We start from the raw sequence: 24,610 nt of genomic DNA on the forward strand, positions 1-24,610 counted from the left end.
TTTTTAGTATTTTGGTATCAATATATTTGCTAATTCTTTCATAGATGATATTGAAATATTTTGCATTGTTTTTATGATAGTTTCTTCATCAAATGAATCTAATTTTTCTCTTTTAGCAACAATTCCTGCTTGATGGATTTGCCCTTTTGAGGTTATTTGATATGAAAAGCTGATAACAGCTTCCATTGTGTCTTTTTGTATCTCAAAATCAAGCAATCTTATCTTTAAATAAGATTCCATTTTAATGCCACTAAATGGAGGATTGATGATTTTTAAACAATGCTTATAAAACTCTTTTATTAGTATTATTTCTAGCTCGCTTCCTATATCATTTGTAAAATTTACTCCCTCTAGCTCGCTTACTTTACCATTTTGGCTATATGTGATTTTTGCATTTTGATATTTGCTTGGCACTTCTATATCAACCAATCCTATAAAATCATAAGCACCGCATATTTTAGATTCTGATTCTAGAGTGTCTAATTTGTAATAATTTATACTTGGTAGCTCACTTTTTAAATTTATATTTATACAAGCATTAAAAAATACAGCTATAAATATTAATGTCAATATTTTATATTTCATTATTTTTCCTTATATCCAAATATTGTATTGTAAGGGTCTTCTCTTAAATCTTTAAGCAAACTAGAGCCATCTTTTGCTAGTTTGTTTATATTATTCATCGAATTTTCAATAGACATTAGCGATGGAGTTAAAATATCTCTTATGTCATATTCTCCATTATTTACTTTTTGATTGATAGTCTTTAGCATTGTATCTGCAGTATTTGATATTTTATCTACATTTGAAATAAGGGAGCTTATCTCTTCTGTATTTTCTTGCACCATAGACATCATTTTATTTAATTTAATAGCAGAATCTTTTATAGATTCTAATATGCTTGTGATATTTTTGGTATTTTGTGGGCTTATTATTTCATTTGCATTTTCTAATAAAATATCAATCTTTTCTGTTATATTTGGTGCAGATTTTAGTATTTGAGAGATTCCGCCTGTATTGATTTGCAATGCCTCACCAGAATCAAGCATATCATTGCTTGAATCATTTTGTATAAGACTTAAAAAGCTATGTCCAAGTATCCCACTTTGATCGACTTCTAAAATAGAATCTTTTTTTATTGGCAAATCCTCTCTAATAATCAAATCAAACTCTACTTCATCAAAATTATTATCTTTAAAATTGATATCTGTAATTTTTCCTACATTTATCCCTTTATATTTTATAGAGCTATTAGGTTTTAATCCAGGTAGCGCTGTCGTTGAATATGCCTTATATTTTTTTACATTATTTCCAAATTCATCATTACCACTAAACCAAAATATAAAAACAACTAAACTAATCAAAGTAGCAATAAAACACGAGCCAATTAAAATATAATTTACCCCTCTCTCCATAGCCGCTCTCCTCTTTTTGATTTTAATAGATTATCTATGTTGTTTGCTTGACTATGTCTAAAATCTTGCAGACTTCCAGAAAATAATATTTTTGAATTATCAAGCAAGATAAATCTATCTGTTATGTCTTTTATAGAATCAAGGTCATGAGTAACCATCACAACACTTAAATTAAAATGATCTCTTAATTTTAATATTAGTTTATCGAAATTCTCTGCACTTTTTGGGTCTAAACCGCTTGTTGGTTCATCAAGAAAAAGTATCTTTGGATTAAAAGCAAGTGCTCTTGCAAGTCCTACTCTTTTTTTCATTCCACCACTTAATTCATGCGGATACATATCTTTTACATAGTTTGGTAATCCAACGATATTGATAAAATATTGCGATATTTCATTTATGATTTTTTTAGGATAAAAGCTATATTCTTCAAGCATAATTCCGACATTATCAAGCACATTTAGCGATGAATACAATGCTCCAAATTGAAATACAACGCCACATTTTCTAAGAAGGACACTTCTTTTATTTTGATTTATTTTCCAAATATCTAAATCAAAAATCTTTATACTTCCACTCACAGGCTTTTTTAGATAAATCATTGTGCTAAGCAAGGTTGATTTACCACTTCCACTTCCGCCTAAGATTCCAAAAATCTCTCTATATTTGACATTAAAGCTGATATTATCTTGGATTATTCTATTTTTATATGAGGTAGTTAGGTTTGTTACTTCGATTATATTTTTCAAAATCTAAGCTCCGTAAAAATTAGAGAAAATATCGCATTTACCAAAATCACACCAAATAGAGCATAAACAACGCTTGCTGTTGTTTTTTCTCCAACACTTTGAGTGCTATTTTTCACTCTAAATCCGACAAAGCAGCCAACAATAGCAATCACTGCTGCATAAAATGGTGCTTTTATGATTCCAGTCCAAAAGCTATTTATTTCTACAAATTCTATAAATTGTGAAATATAATCATTAAATGATATATTAAATCCAGCTTTTAAAAATATCATACAGCCAAATATTGATACTAAATCTGATAAAAACACCATTAATGGAAATGAGACAACAAGGGCGATAAATCTAGGCAAAACAATAAAATTTAATAAATTAAAATTCATCGTTTTCATTGCACTTATTTCTTCTGTCATTTTCATAACACCAATTTGTGCAGTATATGAAGATGCACTTCTTCCTGCGACAATCAATGCAACGACAAATGGTCCTATTTCTCGAAGTGTTAGCTTTGCAGTCATTTCAACGCTAGCTTGCGGGAATCCCATTCTTTGTAGTGTAGCAGCACCTTGATATGCAATAACTCCCCCTACAATAAAAGATACTACAAAAATAATAGGCATTGCAGTAAGCACACCATGATATATATGATAGCTAATTGCTCTAAATTTTATTTTTTTTGGATTTGTGATAGATAAAAAAAGATAATATTGCAAGATTCCAATAAAATTTATAAAATCAATAGCAGCATGGATCGCATCAGCTATATTTGCTCCAAGCTTTGAAATGCTTTGTTTTATATAGTTTTCTTTTATTTTAGAATCTTCTTTTGATATATCTACATTTTCTAAAAACTCTAAAATCTTTTTTGCATTTTGTGTATTTGCAATGATATTTATTTGTTTATTTTTACTTTTGATTTTGTCTATATAGTATTTTAAAAAAATGATAAAAGACATATCAAATTTATCTATTTCATCTAAATTGATTATAAATTCATTAAATTCAGTAGAATCTAACATCAATTCCAAAGCCACTATTTCACTTTTTTTTATTTTATCGCTAAGGTTTCCACTTAGATTTATTGTCAGTCTCTGGCTATTTACTATACTATCAATCAAAGAAGATTCTCCAAGTTTATTTTTTTGCTTACACTTGCAATACAATCATCAAATATATTTAGTTTTTTTATCGATATATCTATACTAATTAAATATTTAAAATTTGATTTTATAGAATCTAGCACAAAATCTAGCGCATCTTCTATATAATAAAATTGATTTTTATTAAAAATATCGATGATTAGACTATGTATCAATGAATAATCCAAAATCTCAATATTTCTATATAAAATATCAATATCTATAATTATATTTTGCTTATTTTTTCGTTCAAATTCTAAGATTCCAATGATTGTATTTATCTTGAAATCTCTTAGTGATATTTGAAAAATATTATCCACTAGAATCTACCTTCTTTAATCTCAAAAAATCTTACTTTCTTTTTTTGTTATAAGTCTTATTATATTTGGTATATGAGTGTATATTATCAAACATAGCAATATTATAAGCGGTGTGTGTGTGCCTACTTGTAATACTATCGAGATACTAGGACTAAAATGTGGTATGAAAAACGATGATATGATACCTATGCTTACACCAATTAGTGAAGAGAGGGATGATACTTTAAATATTTTTCCTGTGATAAACCACGCAATAAGCCCGATAATCCCTTCAAGTGGCACAAGTAATATTGTAGAGCCAATAGCTGTTGCCACACCTTTTCCACCTTTAAAATTTAGATATGGACTATAGCAATGCCCCAAAACTGACAATATAGCAATAGCCCATTGTGTCTCATAAGATAGCCCCATAAGCTTTGCTGCCAATACCATAATCATGCCCTTTGTAGAATCTATGATTATTGTAAGGATTGATAATTTTTTTGCATAAGGTGTTTGTAGTTTTAATGCTCTATATACATTTGTAGCACCAATGCTTCCACTTCCAATTTCTAAAAGATTTATTTTAAATCTCTTTACGATTAAATACCCAAATGGAATCCCACCTACCAAATAAGCAAGAATATAAAATATAATATTTATATTGCTAATAATCTCAAGCATATTTTTCCCTTATATTATTTCTATTTTATTAGATTCTTGCACTTTGCCAATAATAAATCCATCGCTTTTTTCCAATACAAAATCAACATTTTCTTTACTTACTACAAGTATCATGCCTACGCCCATATTAAATGTTTTATATAATTCATTTTCTTCTACATATTTTGCTAGAAAATTAAAAATGCTTTGACTTTTTATTTTATTTTTTTCTATTTTTGCACCAAATCCGCCCAATACTCTAGGGAGATTCTCTATTATTCCTCCACCTGTGATATGAGCTAGAGCATTGATATTGTCTTTTATATTATTGAAGGTTTTGACATAGATTCTAGTTGGCTCTAGCAATACATCTATAAGCTTTCTATCATCTAGCAAATCATCAAATTTCATATTTAGCTTTTCAAAGCAAATTTTACGAACTAGCGAATATCCATTTGAGTGGATTCCACTGCTTGGAAGTGCTATCAAAATATCACCGACTTTTGCACTCCTTTCTAAATCATCTCTCTCTGCGATCCCTACAGCAAATCCTGCCAAATCAAAATCATTGCCATGATACATTCCAGGCATCTCCGCACTCTCTCCACCAATCAAAGCACAAGATGCTTGCATACAACCATCTGCAATACCTTTTATAACATCAAAAGCATTATTTTTATCTAGTTTTGCGGTAGCATAATAATCAAGGAAAAACATAGGAGTTGCAAAACTGCATATTAGATCATTTACGCACATTGCTACCAAATCAATGCCAACAGTATCCAATCTCTTGCTATCTATTGCAAGTTTGAGTTTTGTGCCTACGCCATCAGTGCTACTTAAAATCACAGGATTTTTAAATCCACTAGGAATCGCATATGCTCCAGCAAAACCACCAAGTGAGCCAATGACATTATTATCAAAAGTTTTTTTTACAAGAGGCTTTATTTTTTCTACTAATGCATTACCCTCATTTATATCAACACCAGAATCTTTATAACTAACTTTATCCAAAATATAAACCTTTGGTATTTATTTTAATTCGTGATTATATATAAAACTCTATTAAATATTAAATGTAAGTATATTTAGGAGTAAATTTTATGTAGAAGTTAAAATCTTGTTAAAGACTAAAGTATATTGCCATTGCAGTTATTATAAATCCAGCGGCAAAATATATAAAAGCAGTTTTTCTATTTTTTCTACAAAATGCTGTGACAATCAGCCCAGATAGATAAAATATCACCATTGAGATTGAAAATGCAACAGCAATCATGTCAAAAAATGTAAGCTTAAATCCAAGTATATCATTTTTTGTTCCACTGCTTTTGTGCATCATCATCAATACTCCATAAAGCCCTCTATTTACTACATAAACGACATCATTACCTTCTTTGTCTTTTCTAATTGTAGCGCTATATTTTATATTACCAATTGTTGGAGCTCCTCTTGTCATTTTTAAAGTAGTATCTCTTGGAAGCGGAAGATTATTTTCTATCAATGTATTTAGTATCACTTTTGCTTCTTCACCTTTTTTTGGGGCAGAATCCAATTTGAATTCATATAGATCTGCTCCAGCATTTTGCCTAATTTCAAAAATATATAATGCACCTGTCAAAACATATATAAAAGCAGTAGGTAAGAAAAATAAGCTCAAATATGTATGGATTTGCATCCAATTCGTTTTATTTAGATTTAAAAATTTCATCTTTGCTCCAAAAAATTATTTAAAATTCTGCTTTTAGATTTATCCAGTAGTTTCTACCTGGAATCATCCTTTGATATAGATTTGTATAGTTGCTACCATTACTTGTAGCTACATAATCTACAAAGTTTGTATTAAATAGGTTGTTTATTACAACTCCTAAGCTCCAAGTTTTATCAAATTTATAATTTGCTCCCAAGTCAAATAAATGCAAGTCTTTAAACCAAGCACCAACCCCAGAATTTGCAGTATGTGCTAAACCTGTTGGAATATCATATTTCCCTACATATCTTAAATATGTCTCAAATGTTCCTACTTGATATGATATTTTTGCAGAAGTATTATGTCTTGGCACTGTATTTAGTGGCGCGCCTTTGTTGCTTCCTGAGAGTTGTTTTGTATATGTATAAGCATAAGATGCATCAAATCCTACTCCATAGATTCTCTTTGTTTGCAATGTGAATTCTAATCCTGTTGATACTGCTTTATCTACATTAAGATACAAGTTACAAGTGCTAGCTCCACAAGCTCCATATACTGGCATTTGAGTATTTTGTGTATAGCTTACAGTATCAATCTTGTCTCTAAAATCTGTATAAAATCCTGTAAGTGTGATAAATACTGGATTTGCATCAAACATAAAGCTTAATTCATAATTCCAGCTTTTTTCAGCCTCTAAGTCTTTATTCCCATAGTTATGAGCACTATTAGTGCTTTCTGTATAGCCTTCATATAGATATGACATATTAGGGATACTCATACCACTTGCTATACCAGTTTTTATTGTAAGGAAACTTGTTGGATTGATATTTAAATAAAATCTAGGGTTTGGCATAGCTTTATACAAATCACTATAATTCACCCTTAGTCCTAATGTAGTAGAGATTAGATCCATTGGGATATATTCTGCTTCTCCAAATATTGCTACTTGATTTTGATGTAAGCTTGCTCTTGGTCTGCCTTCAAATTGTTCATACATATAATAAAGTCCAGCATTTGCTATCAAGCTTCCAGCAGATGCAAAGTCATATCCTTGAAACCAAGCTGAATTTAACACAACCTGTTTATTATCTTGCATGCTGCCTCTATTTGGTGTCCCCTTCCAGCCACTCTCACCAATATTAACTCCACTTCTGCTTATTTGTTGTGTATCTGCAAATTGCAAATAAGTATTGAAATCGCCAAAGTCATAGCTTGCATCATGATTTATTACGGTGTTGTATTTGTAGTAATCCCTTATTGCAGTTACTTGACTTGAGGATGTATTTAATGAACCTAGATTTTGATAATTAAATTCACTATCAATATAAATGCTATTCTCATTATTTATTACATAGTTTAGTCTTCCACCAATGCTAGCTGTTGTATATCCAGTCGGTGAATGGGATATATATGGATTGGTATTTGTATCTCCTGTATATCCGGGAATATCTTTTTTGTAGAATCTATTTTTACTAGTTGTATTGAATTTACCACGAAGATTCATCGATAGCACTTGGTCTATTAATGGTGTAGCTACATATCCATTGACACCATACATATTCCCCCATGTGCGGTATTCTTCTTGGAGTCTAGTCTCTAAAGCGATACTTCCTGTTGTTTTATCTGGAATCTTTTTTGTAATGATATTTATAACCCCACCTAATGCATCACTACCATAGATAACTGACGCAGGTCCGCGGATAACTTCTATTCGCTCAATCATTGATACTGGTGGCATAAATCCACTTGTAGGGTCAAATCCATTTCCTCCAAATCCTTTAGCGACATTTTGACGCTTACCATCAATAAGTATCAAAGTATAACTTGAGCTAAGCCCCCTCATTTGAATAGAATTTGCACCAGTTTTACTTACACTTGTTGCAACCCCTGGAATCTCTTGTAGTGCATCCCCCAAATCTCGTATAGGACGATTTTCTAGCTCTTCTTTTGGAATTACTGATATACTTGCAGGAGCATCTTTTAGTAATTGTCTATATCCTGTTGCACTTACTACACTTTCACCCAAATCCACATCCTGTACTTCATCGGCAAATGCACTGCTTAATGCTATTATCGATGCAAGACTTAAGACTATACTTTTATTTTTCAATTTGTTTCCTTTATAATAATAAAAATGAGAATGAGTTTTATAAAATTTAAGCTTTATAATTTCTTAATAATTTAATAATATTTTCTTAACTTTTATAAATATAAAAATCAAAATAAATGTGTTATCTTGTATTTTATTTTTTATTAGGTTAGCAAATAAGTTAGAAAAGAAAAGTTGATATTAGCTTTAAATGGCGGATTTATTGCTTTTGTAGCTATGTCACTTTTAAAGATGGGCTACAATGATTTGAAGTTTTAATTTTTTATTATTTATAGAGATTTATCTAGTCTTTTTTATAAAACCTCTAAATCTCTCTAAATCATCCACCTGTATGATAAAAAGCCCTAGTTGAGGTCTCTCCCTCGCCCCATTTATTTTTTTCTGGCTTATTTTTTATGGCACTAAGGAGCGCTTCTTTCATGGCTTTTTTGTCATCATTTCTTATTGCTTGGCTTACATCGATGGCATCTTGAAAATACAAACAAGGGCATATTATCCCTTCAGCTGTGATTCTAATCCTATTGCAGGATGCGCAAAATTCGTCATTATGTGGAGCAATGATACCAAATACATTGTCTGTATTGTCTAATTTATATAGTTTTGCAGGTCCAAAAGCCTCTTTTTGTATCATTGAAATATTATATTTTTTTTTGATATTTTCTAGAATCTCAAAGGATTTTAGCCCTTTAATCCTATTGCTTGCAAAGTCATTTTCCATATATTCTATATATCTAAGTAAAAAATTTTCTTTGTTTGCAAATTCAAGCATAGGCACTATTTCATCATCATTTATTCCTTTTAATGGAACCATATTTAGCTTTATTTTTAAATTTACTGCTTTTGCTTCTTGTAATCCTTCTAACACAAAATCTAGTGCATCTTTTTTTGATATTAATTCTATTTTTTCTTTTTTTAAACTATCAAGAGATACATTTATCCTTTTTAATCCAGAATCTTTTAGCTCTTTTGCATATTTTTTTAAAAAATAGCCATTTGTAGTGAGGGCTACTTCTATATCGTTTTTGTAATCATATATGCCTTTTACAAATGAGCTTAAATCTTTTCTTAGTAGGGGTTCTCCACCTGTAATGCGGATTTTTTTTACACCATAATCCATTGCAATTTTTAGAAATTCAAGCATTTTATCAAGTGGGATTAAGTCTTCTGCTATTTCATCAGGTGTATTTGGCATACAATATTTGCATCTAAAATTACAATTTTTTGTAACAGAGATTCTAATATAGTCAATTACTCTTCCAAAACTATCTATTAACAACTTTTATCCTTAAAAAAATATGTAGTAATTTTAGTTTAAATGTATTTTATTATTTTTTGTAAATATAAGGATAGGATTTTTATATTTTTATAAATATAAGCAGTTTGTAGAAATCATAGAATCTTTTAAAGATTCTATGATATTTATTATTTTGAAACCCCTTCAATACCAATTGATAGTGTCACTTCTTCACCTAGTGCGACATTTGGAGTGCCAGAAGCTATATCAAAATCTTTTCTGTTGATTTTTCCATTTAATTCTAAGCCTACGACTTCATCACCTTTCATATTTTTTGATGTTCCAAATACCTCAACACCTAGTGTGATTTGCTTTGTAATGCCTTTTATTGTTAAGTCAAAAGTGCCATTATTGTCATTCATCTTAACTAATTTTAATGTTGCTTTTGGAAATTTTTTTGTATCAAAATATTCTGGATCTTGTATATGTGCATCTCTACCTTCATTATTTGTATTAATTGAGCTAATATCAACTTCTCCATTTAATGCAGTTAGTTTATTGTTATCAATGCTTACACTGCCTTCAAATTTACCAAAATTTCCTGATACATTGCTAACACTTAGATGTTTGATTTTGAATTCAATTTGTGAGTGTGAAGTATCAACGCTATAATCTTTTGCTATGGCTAATCCGCATGGTAATATACCCATTAAAAATACTAATATTATTTTTTTCATTTTTTCTCCTATTTGATATTTAAAGCTATATTATAGTGTGTTAATTGTTTATTGCAAATTTATTAAATCATATTTTCTATTTGCAATAGTTCATTTAATTCATCTTTTGTTAAATATCCTTTTTCAAGCACGACTTCGACTATACTTCTATTAGAATTTAGTGCGATTTTTGCTACTTCTGCTGATTTTTCATATCCTATTTTTGGATTTAGTGCTGTTACTAATCCTATGCTATTTAAAACAAAATTCTTGCAAACATCTTTATTTGCAGTGATTCCATCTATGCACTTATTGGCTAGAGTTATATTTGCATCTTGTAATAAATTTATAGAATTTAATAATGAAAATATAATCACGGGTTCAAATACATTTAATTGCAATTGTCCGCCAGCAGCAGCCATTGTTATCGTTGTATCACTTCCTATTAACAAAAAGCATACTTGATTTACTACTTCAGGGATTACAGGATTTACTTTTCCAGGCATTATAGAGCTTCCAGGCTGCATTTTTGGTAGGTTTATTTCATTTAGTCCAGCTCTTGGTCCAGAGCTAAGCAACCTTAAATCATTGCATATTTTTGTAAGTTTTACTGCTGCTCTTTTTAGGATTCCACTTATTTGGACATAAGCTCCTGTGCTTTGAGTAGCTTCTATTAAATCTCTTGCAGTGATAAAATCTATTTTTGTTATTTCTTGTAACTTTTTTTCAACTATATTTTTATAGTTTTTAGGTGTATTGATGCCTGTTCCTATTGCAGTTCCACCTAGATTTATGATTTTGAATTCATCTCTTGAATGCAAGATTCTATCTCTATCTTTTTGTAGCATTAAACCAAAAGCTGCAAATTCTTGTCCTAAAGTCATAGGCACTGCATCTTGGAGCTGCGTCCTTCCCATCTTTATGACATCGCTAAATTCTTTTGCTTTATTCATAAATGAATTATTTAATACATCCATAGATTCTGCTAATTCACCCAAACGAATATATAAAGCTAGCCTCATTGCAGTTGGATATGCATCATTTGTAGATTGACTTTTATTTATATGATCATTTGGATGACAAAATTGATATTCACCCTTTTTATGCCCTAGAATCTCTAATGCTATATTTGCTATTACTTCATTTGCATTCATATTAGTGCTTGTGCCAGCTCCACCTTGTATCATTGGCACTACAAATTGGGAATAATAGCCTCCCTCTAGTATTTTATCGCAAGCCTTTATTATCGCTTCTTTTAGTTCAAATGATAATAATCCTAATTCATAGTTTGCCAAAGCAGCAGCTTTTTTTACTATAACAATGCTATTTATAAAGATTGGAAAGTCATTTAGTCTTTGCTCTCCTATAGGGAAATTTTCTATCGCTCTTAATGTTTGTATCCCATAATAACAACTATCATCTATCTCCATCTCACCAATAAAATCTTTTTCTATTCTTTTCATTACAAATCCTTATAACAATATATTATGATTATAATCTTTTTAGTGTTGGTTTTAAGCGTTTTTTTGGGGGATTTAAATCTCTATTGTTAAGAATTGTATAGCTTTTTTCTAAAAGATTTATATAAATAATATTTCATGTATTTAGTGTATAAATGTTTAAATTTAAGATTTTTTTGGTAGAATCCCCATTTCTATCAAAATCTTTGGCATACTTTAGGACCGGTGGGTGAGTTGGCTTAAACCACGTCCCTGCTAAGGACGCGTAGTCGCAAGATTACCGAGGGTTCGAATCCCTCCCTGTCCGCCATAGCATATATTTATTTTTTACTTTCTTATTAACTACTTTAAAAGATTTTTATTTTTAATCACATAGATTCTAGAAATTACACAAAATAATTTTTTAGTGGGTGTTAGATTGGGTGTAAAATAATAAGAGGAGAATCCCCCTCTTTATGTTGGATTTTTAAAATATTTATTCTTTTATTGCTTTTTGTATTTGTTTTATTTCATCATCTTGCAATTTTATTATGTCATTTGCAATTTGCTTTATTTCGGCATTTTTTGTGTATTTTAGGATTGTTTTTGCACTATTTATAGCACTTTTGTGATGTTCTATCATAGCTTTTGCAAAATCAAAATCGATATTTCCGCTATATTTTATACTATTCATTTCTTGTATCATGGTTTCTAAATCTATTTGTGATTTATCTTGGAATTCTTTATAAGATACGCTATCGCAATCTTTTTTGTCTTTTTGTAATCTTTCTATCAAATCTTGAAAGTATTCAATCTCATTGCTTTGTGTGTCTATAATCTGTTTTGCTATTTCTTCTAAAATATCGTTTTCTGCTTCATCTAAATACAATGTAGCAGAATCTACCGCCCCTTGATGATGTGTAATCATATCTGTTAAAAAATCTATATTTTCATTGCAACTCATAGATACACCATGCATGCTGTGATGCATAGAATTTAAAATTTCTTGATTTTTATTTTGTTCTATGGAGGCAGAATCTGCAAAAAGAATGGTTGATGTTATGATTAATATTGCTATCTTTTTTATTTTGTATCCTTTGTGTTGAGATATTTAAGTTTCACATAAAAATATGTAGTTTTTGTCAATCATGGTTTATGATATTGTAAATATATTCCATATGTGGCTTTATTTTTGTTTCATCAATATTTGTAAATATGCTTAATGCAGGGATTGCTTGATATAAAAGCATTTTTGAGCCATTTATTGTATCTAGTCCTTTTATTTTTGCAAATTCTAAAAATATACATTCTTTTCCATACATCAAATCAAATGCGATTTTTGAACGTTCAAATAAAGATTCTAAAGAATCTTTTTGAAGTGGCAAGGTGTTATTTATGGATGATGATGTAGCATTTATTATGATATCAAATTCTATTTTTTTTGTGCATTCTAGTATTTCATCATTTATGCAAGTCTCAAAGCCCTTCTCATCAAAAAAAGAGAGATTTTTTTTGCTTCTATTTGAGATTATTACATTTATATTTTTTTCTTTTAAAATCATTGCAATTGCTTTTGCACTACCACCTGCTCCAAGAATCAAGGCATTTTTGATATTTTTAGATTCTATATTTTTGTAGAATCCTATCGCATCTGTGTTGTAGCCAATTATTTTATTATCTTTTTTTATTATCGTATTTACAGCACCAATTTTTTGTGCGATTCCACAAATCTCATCACAAATATTTGCTACATCTTCTTTATAAGGAAGTGTAATATTCGCACCACTTAATCCAAGTAAAAAAAATAATTCTCTAAAATCCTTACTTGAATCTAATAAATATCTTGAATATCGTGCATCAATTTTTAGCTTATAAAGTGTGTAATTGTGCAGTATAGGGGATTTTGAGTGTGCTATTGGATTTCCAAAAACAGCAAATAATTTCATAATTACTTTTTGCTAAGTAGCTCCATATATACAAATCCTCCACCAGCTACTTTGCCCCATTTCCCTTCAATATTTTCTATAAATATTTTTTGATTAATATGCATTTGTCTTATTATTTTAGATTCTGTATTTGGTTTTTCTCTAATATTTAGATTCTTTACTTTTATTATGTATGGTGTTACACCATCATTGCTTGCAATCTCTGCATTTTTATCATCATTTTTTTCTAACAATCCCATATATGCAAAGCCACCATTTTTTAGCTCGCCCCACTGCCCATTTATATTTATTATTTCAATATTATTTCCGTTTATGTATTGTCTTATTATTTTAGATTCTGTATTTGGTTTTTCTCTAATATTTAATATATTTGTAACAACCCTATAAATATTTTTTATATCTTCTTCTTTTGTATTTAGGGCTTCTATATTGTCAATCATTTTTATAGGTTCTTCAAGATCTTTATTTAGCGATGGAGATGTTTGTATTGGTGCTGTAGTAACTATTTCTTCTAGATTGATTTTGTTTCTTTTTTCGATAAATAAAATAAATAAGATAAATAAAACTACACCAATAAGCATAACCATAATATATGAAATATAGATTTTATATTTACCTTGCATCTAAGCTCCCTAACTCAATTGCTGCCATTTCTAAATATTTATTTGGCATTACTCCTTTACTAAACAATGTAGGCTCTATATCATAATAATATTCACAAATATCAAATAATAAAAAGCACATTCTAGTAAGAAGTCTTAGGTTGCCTTTGGTTTGTTTATGCATAAATTTATAATTATTATTTTTAAGCAAAAATGAAACAGAATCTAGCCCAGCTTTTGCTAGCTTTTGTGTTATAAAAAGTCGTAAGTTTTTTACATCTAATTGACTTATGACTACTTTATCCCAGATTCTAGATGTAAAATAGCTTTCATTTAATACTTCTTTATTGCTTAATGTATGAGTAACTAATATAAATCTAAAAACTCTACAATCAGATAGCATTCTAATCACTTCAAGCTCTCTATCTCCATATAATTGCACTTCATCAATTACTATTGTTGGAGCTAGCTCATTTTTTGGTAAGTTTGTAGAAAAGCTTTTGAAAAACTCATCTCTTGTCATATTTTTGTTTATTTCTATATGTGGTAAAAATTTTAGATGAAGCTGTGCTAAGAATCCATTTAAAGATAAAAATGGAAACAATTGTATATGCAAAGATTCAGTTGATATGTTTTTTGCTAATTGTTGTATCAAGTAGCTTTTGCCAACCCCTGGTTGTCCTGTGAGTAAAACTATTTGAAATGGCACTTTTTGGATTAATTGTTCAAGCTTGTTCCTTGCTGCAATATTAATATCTAAATCGATATATTCCATACTATCGACTTTTTCTAGAAATACATTTTTTGCATCACTAAAAGGATTCATTTATATAACCTTATTTTTTATACTTACATAATTGCGATATTTGTAATAATACTATATTTACTACCTAAATGTAATTAATAAAAACTTTGATACAATCAATTTGAGCATAATAAAATAAATTTAATATTAAAAAAAGGTTTAAATTATGATTGATATAAATGATTTAAGCATAGATAATCTTGTAAAATTATATGATTTAGATTTGTTTGAATTAGGAGATATGGCACATAGCATTAGAGAAGATATTCATAGTAATAAAGTTTATTTTAATGTAAATAGGCATATTAATCCTAGCAATATTTGTGCAGATATTTGTAAATTTTGCGCATTTTCATCACATAGAAAAAATCCAAATCCATATGAAATGACAAAAGAAGAAATACTAGGCGATGCTGCAAGTGCATACAATCGTGGAGCTAGAGAATTTCACATAGTAAGTGCTCATAATCCAAATTATCCATATGCTTGGTATTTTGATATTTTTAAAACACTAAAAGATAAATTTAGTGATATTCATATAAAGGCAATGACTGCTGCAGAAGTTGATTTTTTGCATAGAAGATTTAATAAAAGCTATGAAAATATATTGCAAGATATGCAAGATTCTGGTGTAGATTCTATGCCTGGTGGTGGAGCTGAAATATTTGCTAGTGAAGTTAGAGAAAAAATATGCAAGGGTAAAGTCGATGCGCAAAATTGGCTAAAAATACATTCAATCTGGCATAGTATGGGTAAAAAAAGCAATGCAACAATGCTTTTTGGACATATAGAATCTAAAGAACACAGAATCCACCATATATTAGAAATTAGAAAATTGCAAGATAAAAGCGATGGATTTAATGCCTTTATCCCTCTTCTTTACCAAAGACAAAACAATTTTTTAAATGTAAAAAAATTTCCAAGTGGTATTGAGATTTTAAAAACTATTGCAATAAGTAGAATCTTGCTTCCAAATGTGCCAAATATAAAAGCTTATTGGGCTACTTTAGGCTTAAATCTAGCTCTTGTATCACAAGAATTTGGTGCAAATGATATTGATGGCACGATAGAGATAGAAAATATCCAAAGTGCAGGTGGTGCAAATAGCAAAAGAGGAATTAACAAAGATGAGTTAATTTCACAAATAAAAGACGCTGGATTTATACCTGTGCTAAGGGATAGCCTTTATAATGAGATAGAATCTTATTAGTCTCTTAGCTCATTTTTGTGCCATTTTAGATAGCTTTTGCTTGCTTTTGATTTTAGGATTAGAATCTGTGGAATTTCATATGGATGTGTATCTAGGATGATGGATTCTATCTTTTTTGCATTTTTCTTATTTGTTTTTATGCTTAATTGTATTTCATCTTCATTACAGATTTTGCCTTCCCAGATGTATGCACTTTTTATTTGATTTATTTGTATGCAAGAAGCAAGATTTTTTTCTAATAATATATTTTGGAGTTTATTTACATCTTTTATATCATTAAAAGTTGTTTTGATGATGTATATTTTATTCTTCATTTATTAGTATGAATGTTGTATTTTTGTTTAGCTTAGTATTTTTACCTTGTATAATCATATCAATTGGCTTATCTTCTTTCATATCATTATCAATGACTACAAAATCAAATTTTTGATTTGCGATTATTATTAGGTATTCTACTTTTTTATTGGTCTGTGTAACGATAAAATCTTTGTATCTTGTGAGTATGTCAAATTTCAGTTTCATCTCAAATTCATTTCTATTTGATACAATTAATATTCTTTTACAATTTCTTTCTTTGTATTTATTGATATAAATATTTAGCAATCTATCATTATCATTTAGCTTTGAAGAATCTAGAGTTTTTATATATTGCTGTATGAAAGCAAGTGTGCAAAATGAATAATTGCTCTGAAGCTTTAAAAACTGATTTTTTACAGGATCGCTTGCCATTCCTAGCTTCCATATTTTGTTATCTAGTGATGTGATTGTGATATTTAGAGCATTTTTTATATGTTCAAATATCTGCTCTTTTGTCTTATCAAAGTTATTAATAAAATCTTTTTTGTAACTTTCTTTAAATATTTCTATAAGTTTTTCTACTCTATCTTTTATTTTTGTTAGTATTATTGTTTTTTCTTTGCATTCTTTATGTATTGCATTTATTGTTGCTAATCTTTCTTTTAATATTTGCTCGTTTTTTACTCCAGCAGATGTTAGCTTTAATTGCAAGGAGTGAATCTCACTTTTTGCACTTTTTTCTCTCGATTTTAGTTTTAAAATATCATCTTTTAGATTTATTAGTTTTCTATTTGCAGCGTTGAAATAAAGCTGTTGGGATAAAAAACCCTCTTCATAAACTTTTTTTGCATTTTGATTTGCTATATAAAATGGTGTTATAAAATATTGTAATTTTCCTAGAATCTGCAAATATATAGAAAAAGTATCTTTTGTAATCCTCCTATCAACACAAATTAGAGAATCTAAAGTCCTTTTGATAAATCTATTTACAATTCTATAATCTAATTTTTCATAGTTATCAATTGGCAATTTGTAGGCTGATTTTATGATTTTTATTTCATTTTCAAAGTGGTATTGTATAAATTTGTTTATTGAAATACTTATTGGAATAGATGTTAATTTTGCATAGTCTGTTTTTTTGTATGTTTCTGCAATCAAGTCATCAAATACATTGGATTCTAGTTTTTCTAGTTCCTCATCTGTATTTGTTTTCCAAAAATCTCTTTCTTTTATGATACTCTCACTATCAAATTCTTGATATTTTGAGCTTCTTATATCAATTACATTATGTTTTTCATCTTCTAATCTAAACTCTACTAATAGATTTATTTCTGGAATCTTTGTATTATCATGCCAACTAGCAATTTTAAAATCAAAAAGCTTTTTTGAAGCATTTATAATCGTTCCTACGCCTGTTGTGTGTGAGTATTGCACTATTTTTCCGTGCATTGTTGTTCTTTTTTTGGTTTTTTAGGATCGATGAGTTCTAATATTTCTTTTGAATTTTGAAGAAATATAAATAAATCATCATTATTTAGCGTTACTATGGTATTAGAATCTTTTGGTTTTTGAATAAAGTCTTCTAGTGTGATTTTTTTCATAATTGATCCGCTAAGTTTAATTATTTTTAAGATTCTAGCATAAGTAAGGCTTACTTATAAAGCTATGTTATAATGATATAAAAATTTTAAGGATTAAGGTATCTATATTTTATGGATAATGAAATTAGGATTATAAAAAGAGGCTTAGAACATCCGCAAGAAATAAAATCTCAAAATATTAAACAAAAAGTAATAACGCAAGATAGTCCGATTATCAAACAATTAAGAGAAGCAGAAGAAAAATATAAAATTAGAAGAGAATTAAGTGATGATGAATTAATTGAGCTTGAATTCAAAGAAGAAGCAGATAAGATTCGATCTAAGACAAGGAATACAGAATCTGACATACCTACAAATAATCAACAAGTAAATGAACAAAAAGTATTGCCAAAGGAATTGCCAATTGATGATAAGAATCTAGCTTATATTAGAAGTTTAGATGAACCTGTATTAAATGATTTTAATAATGATCTAAATAATGATAGCTTGCAAATTAGATTAAAAACTAGCCAAGATTTTACCCATCAAAACCCTAGAAATAGTGATTTACATAGAGAACCATTAAGAAAAGAAGGATTAAATATATTTAATAATCCAATCTCACCAAATAAAGAATCTAAAGAAATAATAGAATCTAAAAAAATCAATATTGATTTATCAAATAGGCAAACATCAAATCTATCAGTAAGTGATAATAATTCTACAAGTTTGATAGAACGTTTGAAAATGGATAGAGAAAAAATAAATGAAATTAGAAATAATGAAATTAGAAAAGTAGAATTGCACACGCCACCACCACCTCAGGATAAAACACATTTGGATATAAAGCAAGATAATATTGCAGATTCTCGTGCTGTGGATTCTACTATTGTAGATTCTAGTATCGTGGATTCTACAAATGATACTATTTATAATGAAAATATTGATAAATCTAATAATATGGCATTTAGTGCTAATTCATATACACCAAAAAATCAATCTATTATAAATACACCAAATCTAGCAGAATCTAGCATAGATTCAAATCAAGATATATATACATTGCCACCAACTAGCCTTTTAAATGAGCCAAAATATCAAAAGATTGATATTGATGGCAGCGAGATTGATATAAAAGCCCAGAATCTAATTAGCAAGCTTAGAGTCTTTCGTATAAATGGAGATATTACAGATATTTATAGCGGACCTGTTGTAACTACATTTGAATTTCGTCCAGCTCCAGATGTAAAAGTATCAAGAATCCAAAATCTTGAAAATGATTTATCAATGGCACTAAAAGCAAAAAGTATTAGGATTCAAGCACCAATTCCAGGAAAAGATGTGGTAGGAATTGAGATTCCAAATAATACAATACAGACAATTTATATTAGAGAGATTTTTGAGAGTAAAGAATTTGTCGGCTCTACCGCACAGCTTGCTATTGCTCTTGGTAAGGATATAATAGGCAGACCTATCGTGCATGATTTAGCGCAATTGCCACATTTGCTTATCGCAGGGACAACAGGTAGCGGGAAAAGCGTGGGGTTGAATGGAATGATTTTATCTTTGCTTTATAAAAATACTCCAGAACAATTACGTTTTATTATGATTGATCCAAAGAGGGTTGAATTAAGCCTTTATAAAGATATTCCACATTTGCTAACACCAATTATTGCAGATCCAAAAAAAGCCGTTGTTGCTCTTAGTAAAGCTACAGATGAGATGAATAGAAGATATGAGCTTATGAATGAAGTTGGTGTAAAAAATATCATAGGTTACAATAAAGCAGCTATACAGAATGGATTTGATAAATTGCCTTATATTGTAATTATCATTGATGAATTTGCAGATTTGATGATTATGGGTGGTAAAGATTCTGAACAATATCTCACTTCTTTAGCATCTAAAGCAAGAGCATCTGGAATCCACCTTATCATCGCTACACAGCGTCCAACCGTAAATGTTGTAACAGGACTAATAAAAAGCAATCTACCTTCAAGAGTGAGTTATCGTGTAGGTAGCCCTATGGATTCTAAAGTCGTGCTAGATAAGGTTGGTGCAGAAACATTGCTTGGAAATGGTGATATGTTATTTTCAGATAAAAACATGGTATCTAGGTATCATGCGCCTTATAGCAGTGAAAAAGAGATAGAAAGAGTAGCAGATTTTATAAGATCACAAAAAAGCGTAGAATATGATGAGTTTTTCTCACTAGAACCAAAAGATATTACTCAAGGTGTATCTACAAGCATTGCCCATACAAGTGAAGATGAATATATGCAAAAAGCAAAAGAAATAATACTCTCTAGCGGTAGGACTTCAGCAAGTTATTTGCAAAGATCTCTTGGGGTTGGGTTTAATCGCGCCTCAAATATATTAGAATCTTTGGAAAAAGAAGGATTTTTATCCGCTCCAAACTCAAAGAATCTTAGAGAGATTATTGGTTAAAATAAGGCTATATGATACAATCATGAAAAATCTATTTTTTTGGAGAATTATTTATGTTAGATGAAGCAAAATATATTTGGCAAGATGGAAAATTGGTAGATTGGAAAGATGCAAAAATCCATGTATTAACACATAGTTTGCATTATGGAAATGCAACATTTGAAGGCACTAGAGCGTATAAAACAAAAAATGGCTTAGCTATATTTAGGCTAGAAGATCATACAAGAAGATTGCTAAATTCAGCAAAGATTCTAAAGCTTGATTGTCCTTATAGTTTTGAGGAAATAAACAAAGCTCATATTGACTTGTTAAAAGCAAATAAAGATTGTTATAACAGCAATGTTTATATCCGCCCGCTTATATATCTTGGCTATGGTGTGATGGGGATTTATCATGTTAATGCACCTGTAAATATGATGATTGCTGCTTGGAATTGGGGTGCATATCTAGGTGAAGATGGAATTGAAAATGGAATTAGAGTAAAGACAAGCTCTTTTGTGCGAAATTCCGTAAAATCACTAATGGGAAAAGCAAAGGCTAGTGCAAATTATCTAAATTCACAAATGGCAAAATATGAAGCTACACAATGTGGTTTTGATGAGGCATTATTATTAGATGATAGCGGATTTGTAGCAGAAGGTAGCGGTGAGTGCATATTTATAGTAAGAAATGGTGAGTTAATCACTCCTCCACATGATAATTCTTTAGAATCTATCACACAAGATAGCGTGCTAAAAATCGCGAAAGATTTAGGTGTAAATGTAATTGAAAGAAAAATTACAAGAGATGAGATTTATATCGCAGATGAAGCATTTTTCACAGGAACAGCTGCTGAAATCACACCTATAAAAGAACTTGATTTTAGAATCATTGGTAATGGAAAAAGAGGAAGCATTACAAAGAGATTGCAAGATTCTTTCTTTGATATCGTATCTGGCAATAACCCAAAATATCAAAACTTTTTAACTTATATAAACTAAGGAGCATTAATGCCTATTGATTTAAATGAACATTTAAAAAGAAAAAATGCAAATAAAAGTGATAATGATTCAAATAATAATGGTGGTGGCAATAATAAACCACCTAAAAATCCATTAAAGATGAATTTTAATCCAAATTTTAATAAACCTAGCAATAAAACAATAGTTGGGATTATTTGTGTTGTCGTTCTAGTATTTATTTTTATTGCTGCAAAACCATTTGTTATTATTAATTCTGGTGAAGTTGGTATCAAAGTAACTGCTGGTGAATATGACAATATCCCATTGCAACCTGGATTGCATTTTTTTGTGCCAATTATTCAAAATGTAATTATTGTAGATACTAGAGTAAGGACGATAAATTTTTCAAGAACAGAAGATATGGGTGTTGTAGGAAAAAATCAGGGTATTTTTAGAAATGATGCAATTAGTGTAATGGATAGTAGAGGACTTACTGTATCAATCGAGCTAACAGTGCAATATCAGCTAAATTGGGCAACAGCTCCACAAACTATTGCTAATTATGGATTATCATGGGAACAAAAAATCATAAATCCTGTTGTGCGTGATGTTGTGCGAGGTGTTGTTGGTAGATATCCAGCTGAAGAATTGCCAATAAAAAGAAATGATATTGCAAATTTAATTAGCTCAAATATAGAAGCAGAAATAGGTAAATTTGCAAATCAGCCTGTATCGCTTAGCTCAGTCCAGCTTAGAGAGATTGTATTGCCACAAAATATTAGAGAACAAATTGAAAAAGTTCAAGTCGCAAGACAAGAGGCAGAGCGAAAAAAATATGAAGTAGAACAAGCAAAAATGGAAGCAGAAAAAGCAGTAACTCTAGCAAAGGGTGAAGCAGATGTCAATAGGACAAAAGCGCAAGGTGCAGCAGATGCCGTATCTATTGAGGCAAAAGCTCAAAGTCAAGCAAATAAACTTATTAGTGATAGCTTGTCTTCAAAATTGCTTGATTTAAGACAGATTGAAACTCAAGGCAAATTTAATGACGCACTAAGAGAAAATAGAGATGCACAAATTTTCTTAGTTCCTGGTGGTTCAGTGCCAAATATTTGGGTAGATTCTAAGAATCCAAAGCGGACCTCATCAGTAAATAGTAGCAATTAGTATCAATCAATGATAGATTCTATAAATTGGACTAAAACGCCTTTAATTCCAGTTATCACACAAGATAACGCTAGCTTACAAGTCTTAATGCTTGCTTATGTAAATAGCGAGGCATTGGACTTAAGTCTAAAAAGTGGAGTAGCACATTATTTCTCACGTTCTAAAAATAGAATCTGGAAAAAAGGTGAAGAAAGTGGAAATATTCAAATTCTAAAAGAAGTCTATATTGATTGTGATAATGATGCGATTTTATTTAAGGTAGAGCAAAATGGCATGGCTTGTCATACTGGAAATGTGAGCTGTTTTTATAAAAAACTAGATTTTGATGGCAATATTGATTTAAGCAAATCACAAAATATTGATTTGCCATATAGCACGATTGATAAGCTCTATCATATACTTCAAGATAGAAAAACAAAAAGTAAAGATACTTCATATACAGCCTCTTTGTATGCAAAAGGTGAAAATACTATTGGAAAAAAAATAGTAGAAGAAGCTAGCGAGTTTGCCTTTGCAATAAAAGACAATAAAAATGATGAAATCATTTATGAATGTGCAGATTTAATATATCATACTTTGGTTGGACTAAGTTATAAAGATATTTCTCCAGATAGAGTTATGCAAGAGCTAAATAAAAGATTTGCACAAAGTGGTTTAGAGGAAAAAGCACAAAGAAAAGGCTAGTATCTTGGATTTTTCTTATATTTCTATATTTGATTTTCTTGTATTTTCAATCTTACTTATTATAAATATTGCTATTTTTTTGCTTGGCTTACTCTTTGGTGATATAAAAAGGATTCTGCTTTTTTGCATAGCTTTTATTTTATTTTTAGCTTTACCATTTTTAAATGTTTTCATAGTGGATAATTATATAAACAAAGTTAGTTTGGAGCTTACAAGTGCAAAAAAGCTTGTGTATTCGAATTCTTTTTTTATTGATGGAAAGATTACAAATCAAGGAAAACAAGATTTAAATAAATGCAATTTGTATCTTTATATAAATAGCTTATATCCATTGCAAAAACCAGAATTTTTAATCAAATTAGAGAATCTTAGCCTCACTCGTGGGAAGAGTATAGATTTTAGCAATGTTGTTGATGATTTTAAATTTGATGATAAATACAAAAAAATATCTATCCGATGTTTTAAATAGAGTGATTTTGCAAATAAAATAAAACATCATCTATTACTTCATCTTTGTTTAACTCTACAAATAATTCATGTCTAGCATTTGCATATAGTATTAGTTTTGTATTGATGTAGCCTTGAGATATTATGTGTTTGTATGCCTTTAGCACACCTTTGCCAAATTTGCCACAAGCATCGTCTTCACCGCTTATAAATAATATTGGCATATTTGGATTTTTTACTTCTTTTTTATATTTGCTAAATACTTTTTTTACTCCACAAAGTAATCCAATAAAGCTATTTATACTAAAAGTAAAATTTTGTTTGCTATCTTTTATATGTTTTAGGATTTCATTTTCATCTCTATTTGTCCATAATCTACCACTAGGCACGCCATCATTTAGACTATCAATATGTTGATATTTTGCATTAAATGTTAGAAATGAGAATCTATGTCCTAAATATTTACCTATTTTATTAAATCCAAATGTTTTGCATATTTTTAGAAATAAGATTCCAAAACTTACACCAAAATACGGACTTGGAGTGCCACATAAGATAAGTATATCAATTTCTTTTTCATATTCTTGTAAATACCTTCTTGACAAAAGAGAACCCATGCTATGTCCTATTAATATAAACTTTTTAGGCTTATATATATTTTTTAGATATAAAGTTAGATTATGCATATCTTGCATTGCCAATTCAAATCCATTTTTGCCCATTTCACCTAAAGATATATCACCACCAATGCTATCTCCATGTCCTCTATGATCATTTATGGCTACTATGTATCCAATCTTTGATAATTTATTTGCTATATATGAATAGTTTCCTTTGTGTTCTATCATGCCATGGGCTATTTGCACCAATCCTTTGTAATGATTAATTTCTATATCTTTATAAATATCAAAATAAATTAAAAGCCCATTAGATTCTATGCTAAAATTTTCTTTTATTATATTCATTAAAAACCTTATTTATGTGAAATTTATACCTTTATTATATCACTCATAAAGTGGTTGTTTATAATAATTTTTAAAA

At 29.4% G+C, this 24,610-nt stretch carries 26 protein-coding genes and 1 tRNA gene; 7 read left to right on the forward strand and 20 right to left on the reverse strand.

The genetic code is table 11. From position 1 onward, the window contains the following. Nucleotides 1–3: 3 nt before the first annotated feature. The 12 genes from CQA42_RS04010 to aspA form a co-directional block, all read right to left on the reverse strand. Nucleotides 4–585 carry a hypothetical protein gene (locus tag CQA42_RS04010; protein WP_115583406.1) on the reverse strand — a complete coding sequence of 194 codons (582 nt, stop codon included), beginning with the start codon at nt 583–585 and terminating at the stop codon, nt 4–6. Next, the gene (locus CQA42_RS04015) at nt 585–1,415 is read right to left on the reverse strand and encodes an MlaD family protein (protein WP_115583407.1); all 831 of its coding nucleotides are present in this window, start codon (nt 1,413–1,415) and stop codon (nt 585–587) included. The genes CQA42_RS04010 and CQA42_RS04015 overlap by 1 nt, the downstream gene beginning before the upstream one ends. Beyond that, nucleotides 1,400–2,161: an ABC transporter ATP-binding protein gene (locus CQA42_RS04020; protein ID WP_115583408.1), complete on the reverse strand. Its 762-nt coding sequence runs from the start codon at nt 2,159–2,161 to the stop codon at nt 1,400–1,402. Before CQA42_RS04020 ends, CQA42_RS04015 begins: the two co-directional genes overlap by 16 nt. After that, complete coding sequence (locus tag CQA42_RS04025) at nt 2,158–3,276, reverse strand: ABC transporter permease (protein WP_115583409.1); 1,119 nt, start codon at nt 3,274–3,276, stop codon at nt 2,158–2,160. The genes CQA42_RS04020 and CQA42_RS04025 overlap by 4 nt, the downstream gene beginning before the upstream one ends. Next, nucleotides 3,273–3,617: a dihydroneopterin aldolase gene (locus CQA42_RS04030; protein ID WP_181881491.1), complete on the reverse strand. Its 345-nt coding sequence runs from the start codon at nt 3,615–3,617 to the stop codon at nt 3,273–3,275. Before CQA42_RS04030 ends, CQA42_RS04025 begins: the two co-directional genes overlap by 4 nt. Before the next feature lie 21 nt (nt 3,618–3,638). Next, on the reverse strand, nt 3,639–4,280 hold the full coding sequence (gene plsY, locus CQA42_RS04035; protein WP_115583411.1) for a glycerol-3-phosphate 1-O-acyltransferase PlsY: 642 nt from the start codon (nt 4,278–4,280) through the stop codon (nt 3,639–3,641). Between the two features lie 9 nt (nt 4,281–4,289). After that, nucleotides 4,290–5,273 (reverse strand): phosphoribosylformylglycinamidine cyclo-ligase, encoded by a 984-nt coding sequence (gene purM / locus CQA42_RS04040; protein ID WP_115583412.1) that lies wholly within the window; start codon nt 5,271–5,273, stop codon nt 4,290–4,292. Nucleotides 5,274–5,382: 109 nt separating this feature from the next. Next, a complete protein-coding gene (locus tag CQA42_RS04045; protein ID WP_115583413.1) occupies nt 5,383–5,967 on the reverse strand; it encodes a hypothetical protein in 585 nt (194 codons plus the stop codon). 19 nt (nt 5,968–5,986) lie between these two features. Continuing rightward, the gene (locus CQA42_RS04050; RefSeq protein ID WP_115583414.1) at nt 5,987–8,056 is read right to left on the reverse strand and encodes a TonB-dependent receptor domain-containing protein; all 2,070 of its coding nucleotides are present in this window, start codon (nt 8,054–8,056) and stop codon (nt 5,987–5,989) included. Between the two features lie 319 nt (nt 8,057–8,375). After that, complete coding sequence (gene moaA / locus CQA42_RS04055) at nt 8,376–9,332, reverse strand: GTP 3',8-cyclase MoaA (protein ID WP_115583415.1); 957 nt, start codon at nt 9,330–9,332, stop codon at nt 8,376–8,378. Nucleotides 9,333–9,478: 146 nt separating this feature from the next. After that, the gene (locus CQA42_RS04060) at nt 9,479–10,027 is read right to left on the reverse strand and encodes a YceI family protein (protein WP_115583416.1); all 549 of its coding nucleotides are present in this window, start codon (nt 10,025–10,027) and stop codon (nt 9,479–9,481) included. Between the two features lie 62 nt (nt 10,028–10,089). Next, nucleotides 10,090–11,469: an aspartate ammonia-lyase gene (aspA, locus tag CQA42_RS04065; RefSeq protein ID WP_115583417.1), complete on the reverse strand. Its 1,380-nt coding sequence runs from the start codon at nt 11,467–11,469 to the stop codon at nt 10,090–10,092. Nucleotides 11,470–11,685: 216 nt separating this feature from the next. Here aspA and CQA42_RS04070 point away from each other — a divergent pair. Beyond that, nucleotides 11,686–11,776 (forward strand) — tRNA-Ser (locus tag CQA42_RS04070). Nucleotides 11,777–11,941: 165 nt separating this feature from the next. Here the strand turns inward: CQA42_RS04070 and CQA42_RS04075 are convergent. The 4 genes from CQA42_RS04075 to CQA42_RS04090 all read right to left on the reverse strand — a co-directional run bounded on the left by CQA42_RS04075 (nt 11,942) and on the right by CQA42_RS04090 (nt 14,819). Then, nucleotides 11,942–12,409, reverse strand: a complete 468-nt coding sequence (locus CQA42_RS04075) for a DUF305 domain-containing protein (RefSeq protein ID WP_181881492.1) — start codon at nt 12,407–12,409, stop codon at nt 11,942–11,944. A gap of 178 nt (nt 12,410–12,587) precedes the next feature. Then, nucleotides 12,588–13,391: a shikimate dehydrogenase gene (locus CQA42_RS04080; protein ID WP_258865557.1), complete on the reverse strand. Its 804-nt coding sequence runs from the start codon at nt 13,389–13,391 to the stop codon at nt 12,588–12,590. A gap of 2 nt (nt 13,392–13,393) precedes the next feature. Next, nucleotides 13,394–14,014: an SH3 domain-containing protein gene (locus CQA42_RS04085; RefSeq protein ID WP_115583420.1), complete on the reverse strand. Its 621-nt coding sequence runs from the start codon at nt 14,012–14,014 to the stop codon at nt 13,394–13,396. Beyond that, the gene (locus CQA42_RS04090) at nt 14,004–14,819 is read right to left on the reverse strand and encodes an ATP-binding protein (protein ID WP_115583421.1); all 816 of its coding nucleotides are present in this window, start codon (nt 14,817–14,819) and stop codon (nt 14,004–14,006) included. The genes CQA42_RS04085 and CQA42_RS04090 overlap by 11 nt, the downstream gene beginning before the upstream one ends. Before the next feature lie 148 nt (nt 14,820–14,967). Between CQA42_RS04090 and mqnE the strand changes: the two genes are divergently transcribed. Further along, nucleotides 14,968–16,008: an aminofutalosine synthase MqnE gene (mqnE, locus tag CQA42_RS04095; RefSeq protein ID WP_408941436.1), complete on the forward strand. Its 1,041-nt coding sequence runs from the start codon at nt 14,968–14,970 to the stop codon at nt 16,006–16,008. Here mqnE and cutA read toward each other — a convergent pair. The 3 genes from cutA to CQA42_RS08270 are packed head-to-tail and all read right to left on the reverse strand — an operon-like array spanning nt 16,005 to nt 17,906. Further along, the gene (gene cutA, locus CQA42_RS04100) at nt 16,005–16,322 is read right to left on the reverse strand and encodes a divalent-cation tolerance protein CutA (RefSeq protein ID WP_115583423.1); all 318 of its coding nucleotides are present in this window, start codon (nt 16,320–16,322) and stop codon (nt 16,005–16,007) included. The two genes, mqnE and cutA, sit on opposite strands and share 4 nt — an antisense overlap. Next, entirely contained in the window at nt 16,312–17,754 is a 1,443-nt protein-coding gene (locus CQA42_RS04105; RefSeq protein ID WP_115583424.1) for a hypothetical protein, read from the reverse strand. Before CQA42_RS04105 ends, cutA begins: the two co-directional genes overlap by 11 nt. After that, nucleotides 17,739–17,906 (reverse strand): hypothetical protein, encoded by a 168-nt coding sequence (locus CQA42_RS08270; RefSeq protein WP_181881493.1) that lies wholly within the window; start codon nt 17,904–17,906, stop codon nt 17,739–17,741. The genes CQA42_RS04105 and CQA42_RS08270 overlap by 16 nt, the downstream gene beginning before the upstream one ends. 111 nt (nt 17,907–18,017) lie before the next feature. Here CQA42_RS08270 and CQA42_RS04110 point away from each other — a divergent pair, with 111 nt between their 5' ends. The 5 genes from CQA42_RS04110 to CQA42_RS04130 are packed head-to-tail and all read left to right on the forward strand — an operon-like array spanning nt 18,018 to nt 23,591. Further along, on the forward strand, nt 18,018–20,333 hold the full coding sequence (locus CQA42_RS04110; RefSeq protein WP_115583425.1) for a DNA translocase FtsK: 2,316 nt from the start codon (nt 18,018–18,020) through the stop codon (nt 20,331–20,333). A 53-nt stretch (nt 20,334–20,386) separates the two neighbouring features. After that, nucleotides 20,387–21,313 (forward strand): branched-chain amino acid transaminase, encoded by a 927-nt coding sequence (locus CQA42_RS04115; RefSeq protein ID WP_115583426.1) that lies wholly within the window; start codon nt 20,387–20,389, stop codon nt 21,311–21,313. 9 nt (nt 21,314–21,322) lie between these two features. Beyond that, nucleotides 21,323–22,438 (forward strand): prohibitin family protein, encoded by a 1,116-nt coding sequence (locus CQA42_RS04120; protein WP_115583427.1) that lies wholly within the window; start codon nt 21,323–21,325, stop codon nt 22,436–22,438. A gap of 9 nt (nt 22,439–22,447) precedes the next feature. Continuing rightward, nucleotides 22,448–23,122 (forward strand): bifunctional phosphoribosyl-AMP cyclohydrolase/phosphoribosyl-ATP diphosphatase HisIE, encoded by a 675-nt coding sequence (hisIE, locus tag CQA42_RS04125; protein ID WP_115583428.1) that lies wholly within the window; start codon nt 22,448–22,450, stop codon nt 23,120–23,122. Nucleotides 23,123–23,126: 4 nt separating this feature from the next. After that, entirely contained in the window at nt 23,127–23,591 is a 465-nt protein-coding gene (locus tag CQA42_RS04130; RefSeq protein ID WP_181881494.1) for a DUF2393 family protein, read from the forward strand. Here CQA42_RS04130 and CQA42_RS04135 read toward each other — a convergent pair. Then, complete coding sequence (locus tag CQA42_RS04135; RefSeq protein ID WP_115583430.1) at nt 23,584–24,534, reverse strand: alpha/beta fold hydrolase; 951 nt, start codon at nt 24,532–24,534, stop codon at nt 23,584–23,586. The two genes, CQA42_RS04130 and CQA42_RS04135, sit on opposite strands and share 8 nt — an antisense overlap. Nucleotides 24,535–24,610: the final 76 nt, after the last annotated feature.

The sequence above is a fragment of the Helicobacter sp. MIT 99-5507 genome (assembly GCF_003364295.1).
GTDB lineage: Bacteria > Campylobacterota > Campylobacteria > Campylobacterales > Helicobacteraceae > NHYM01.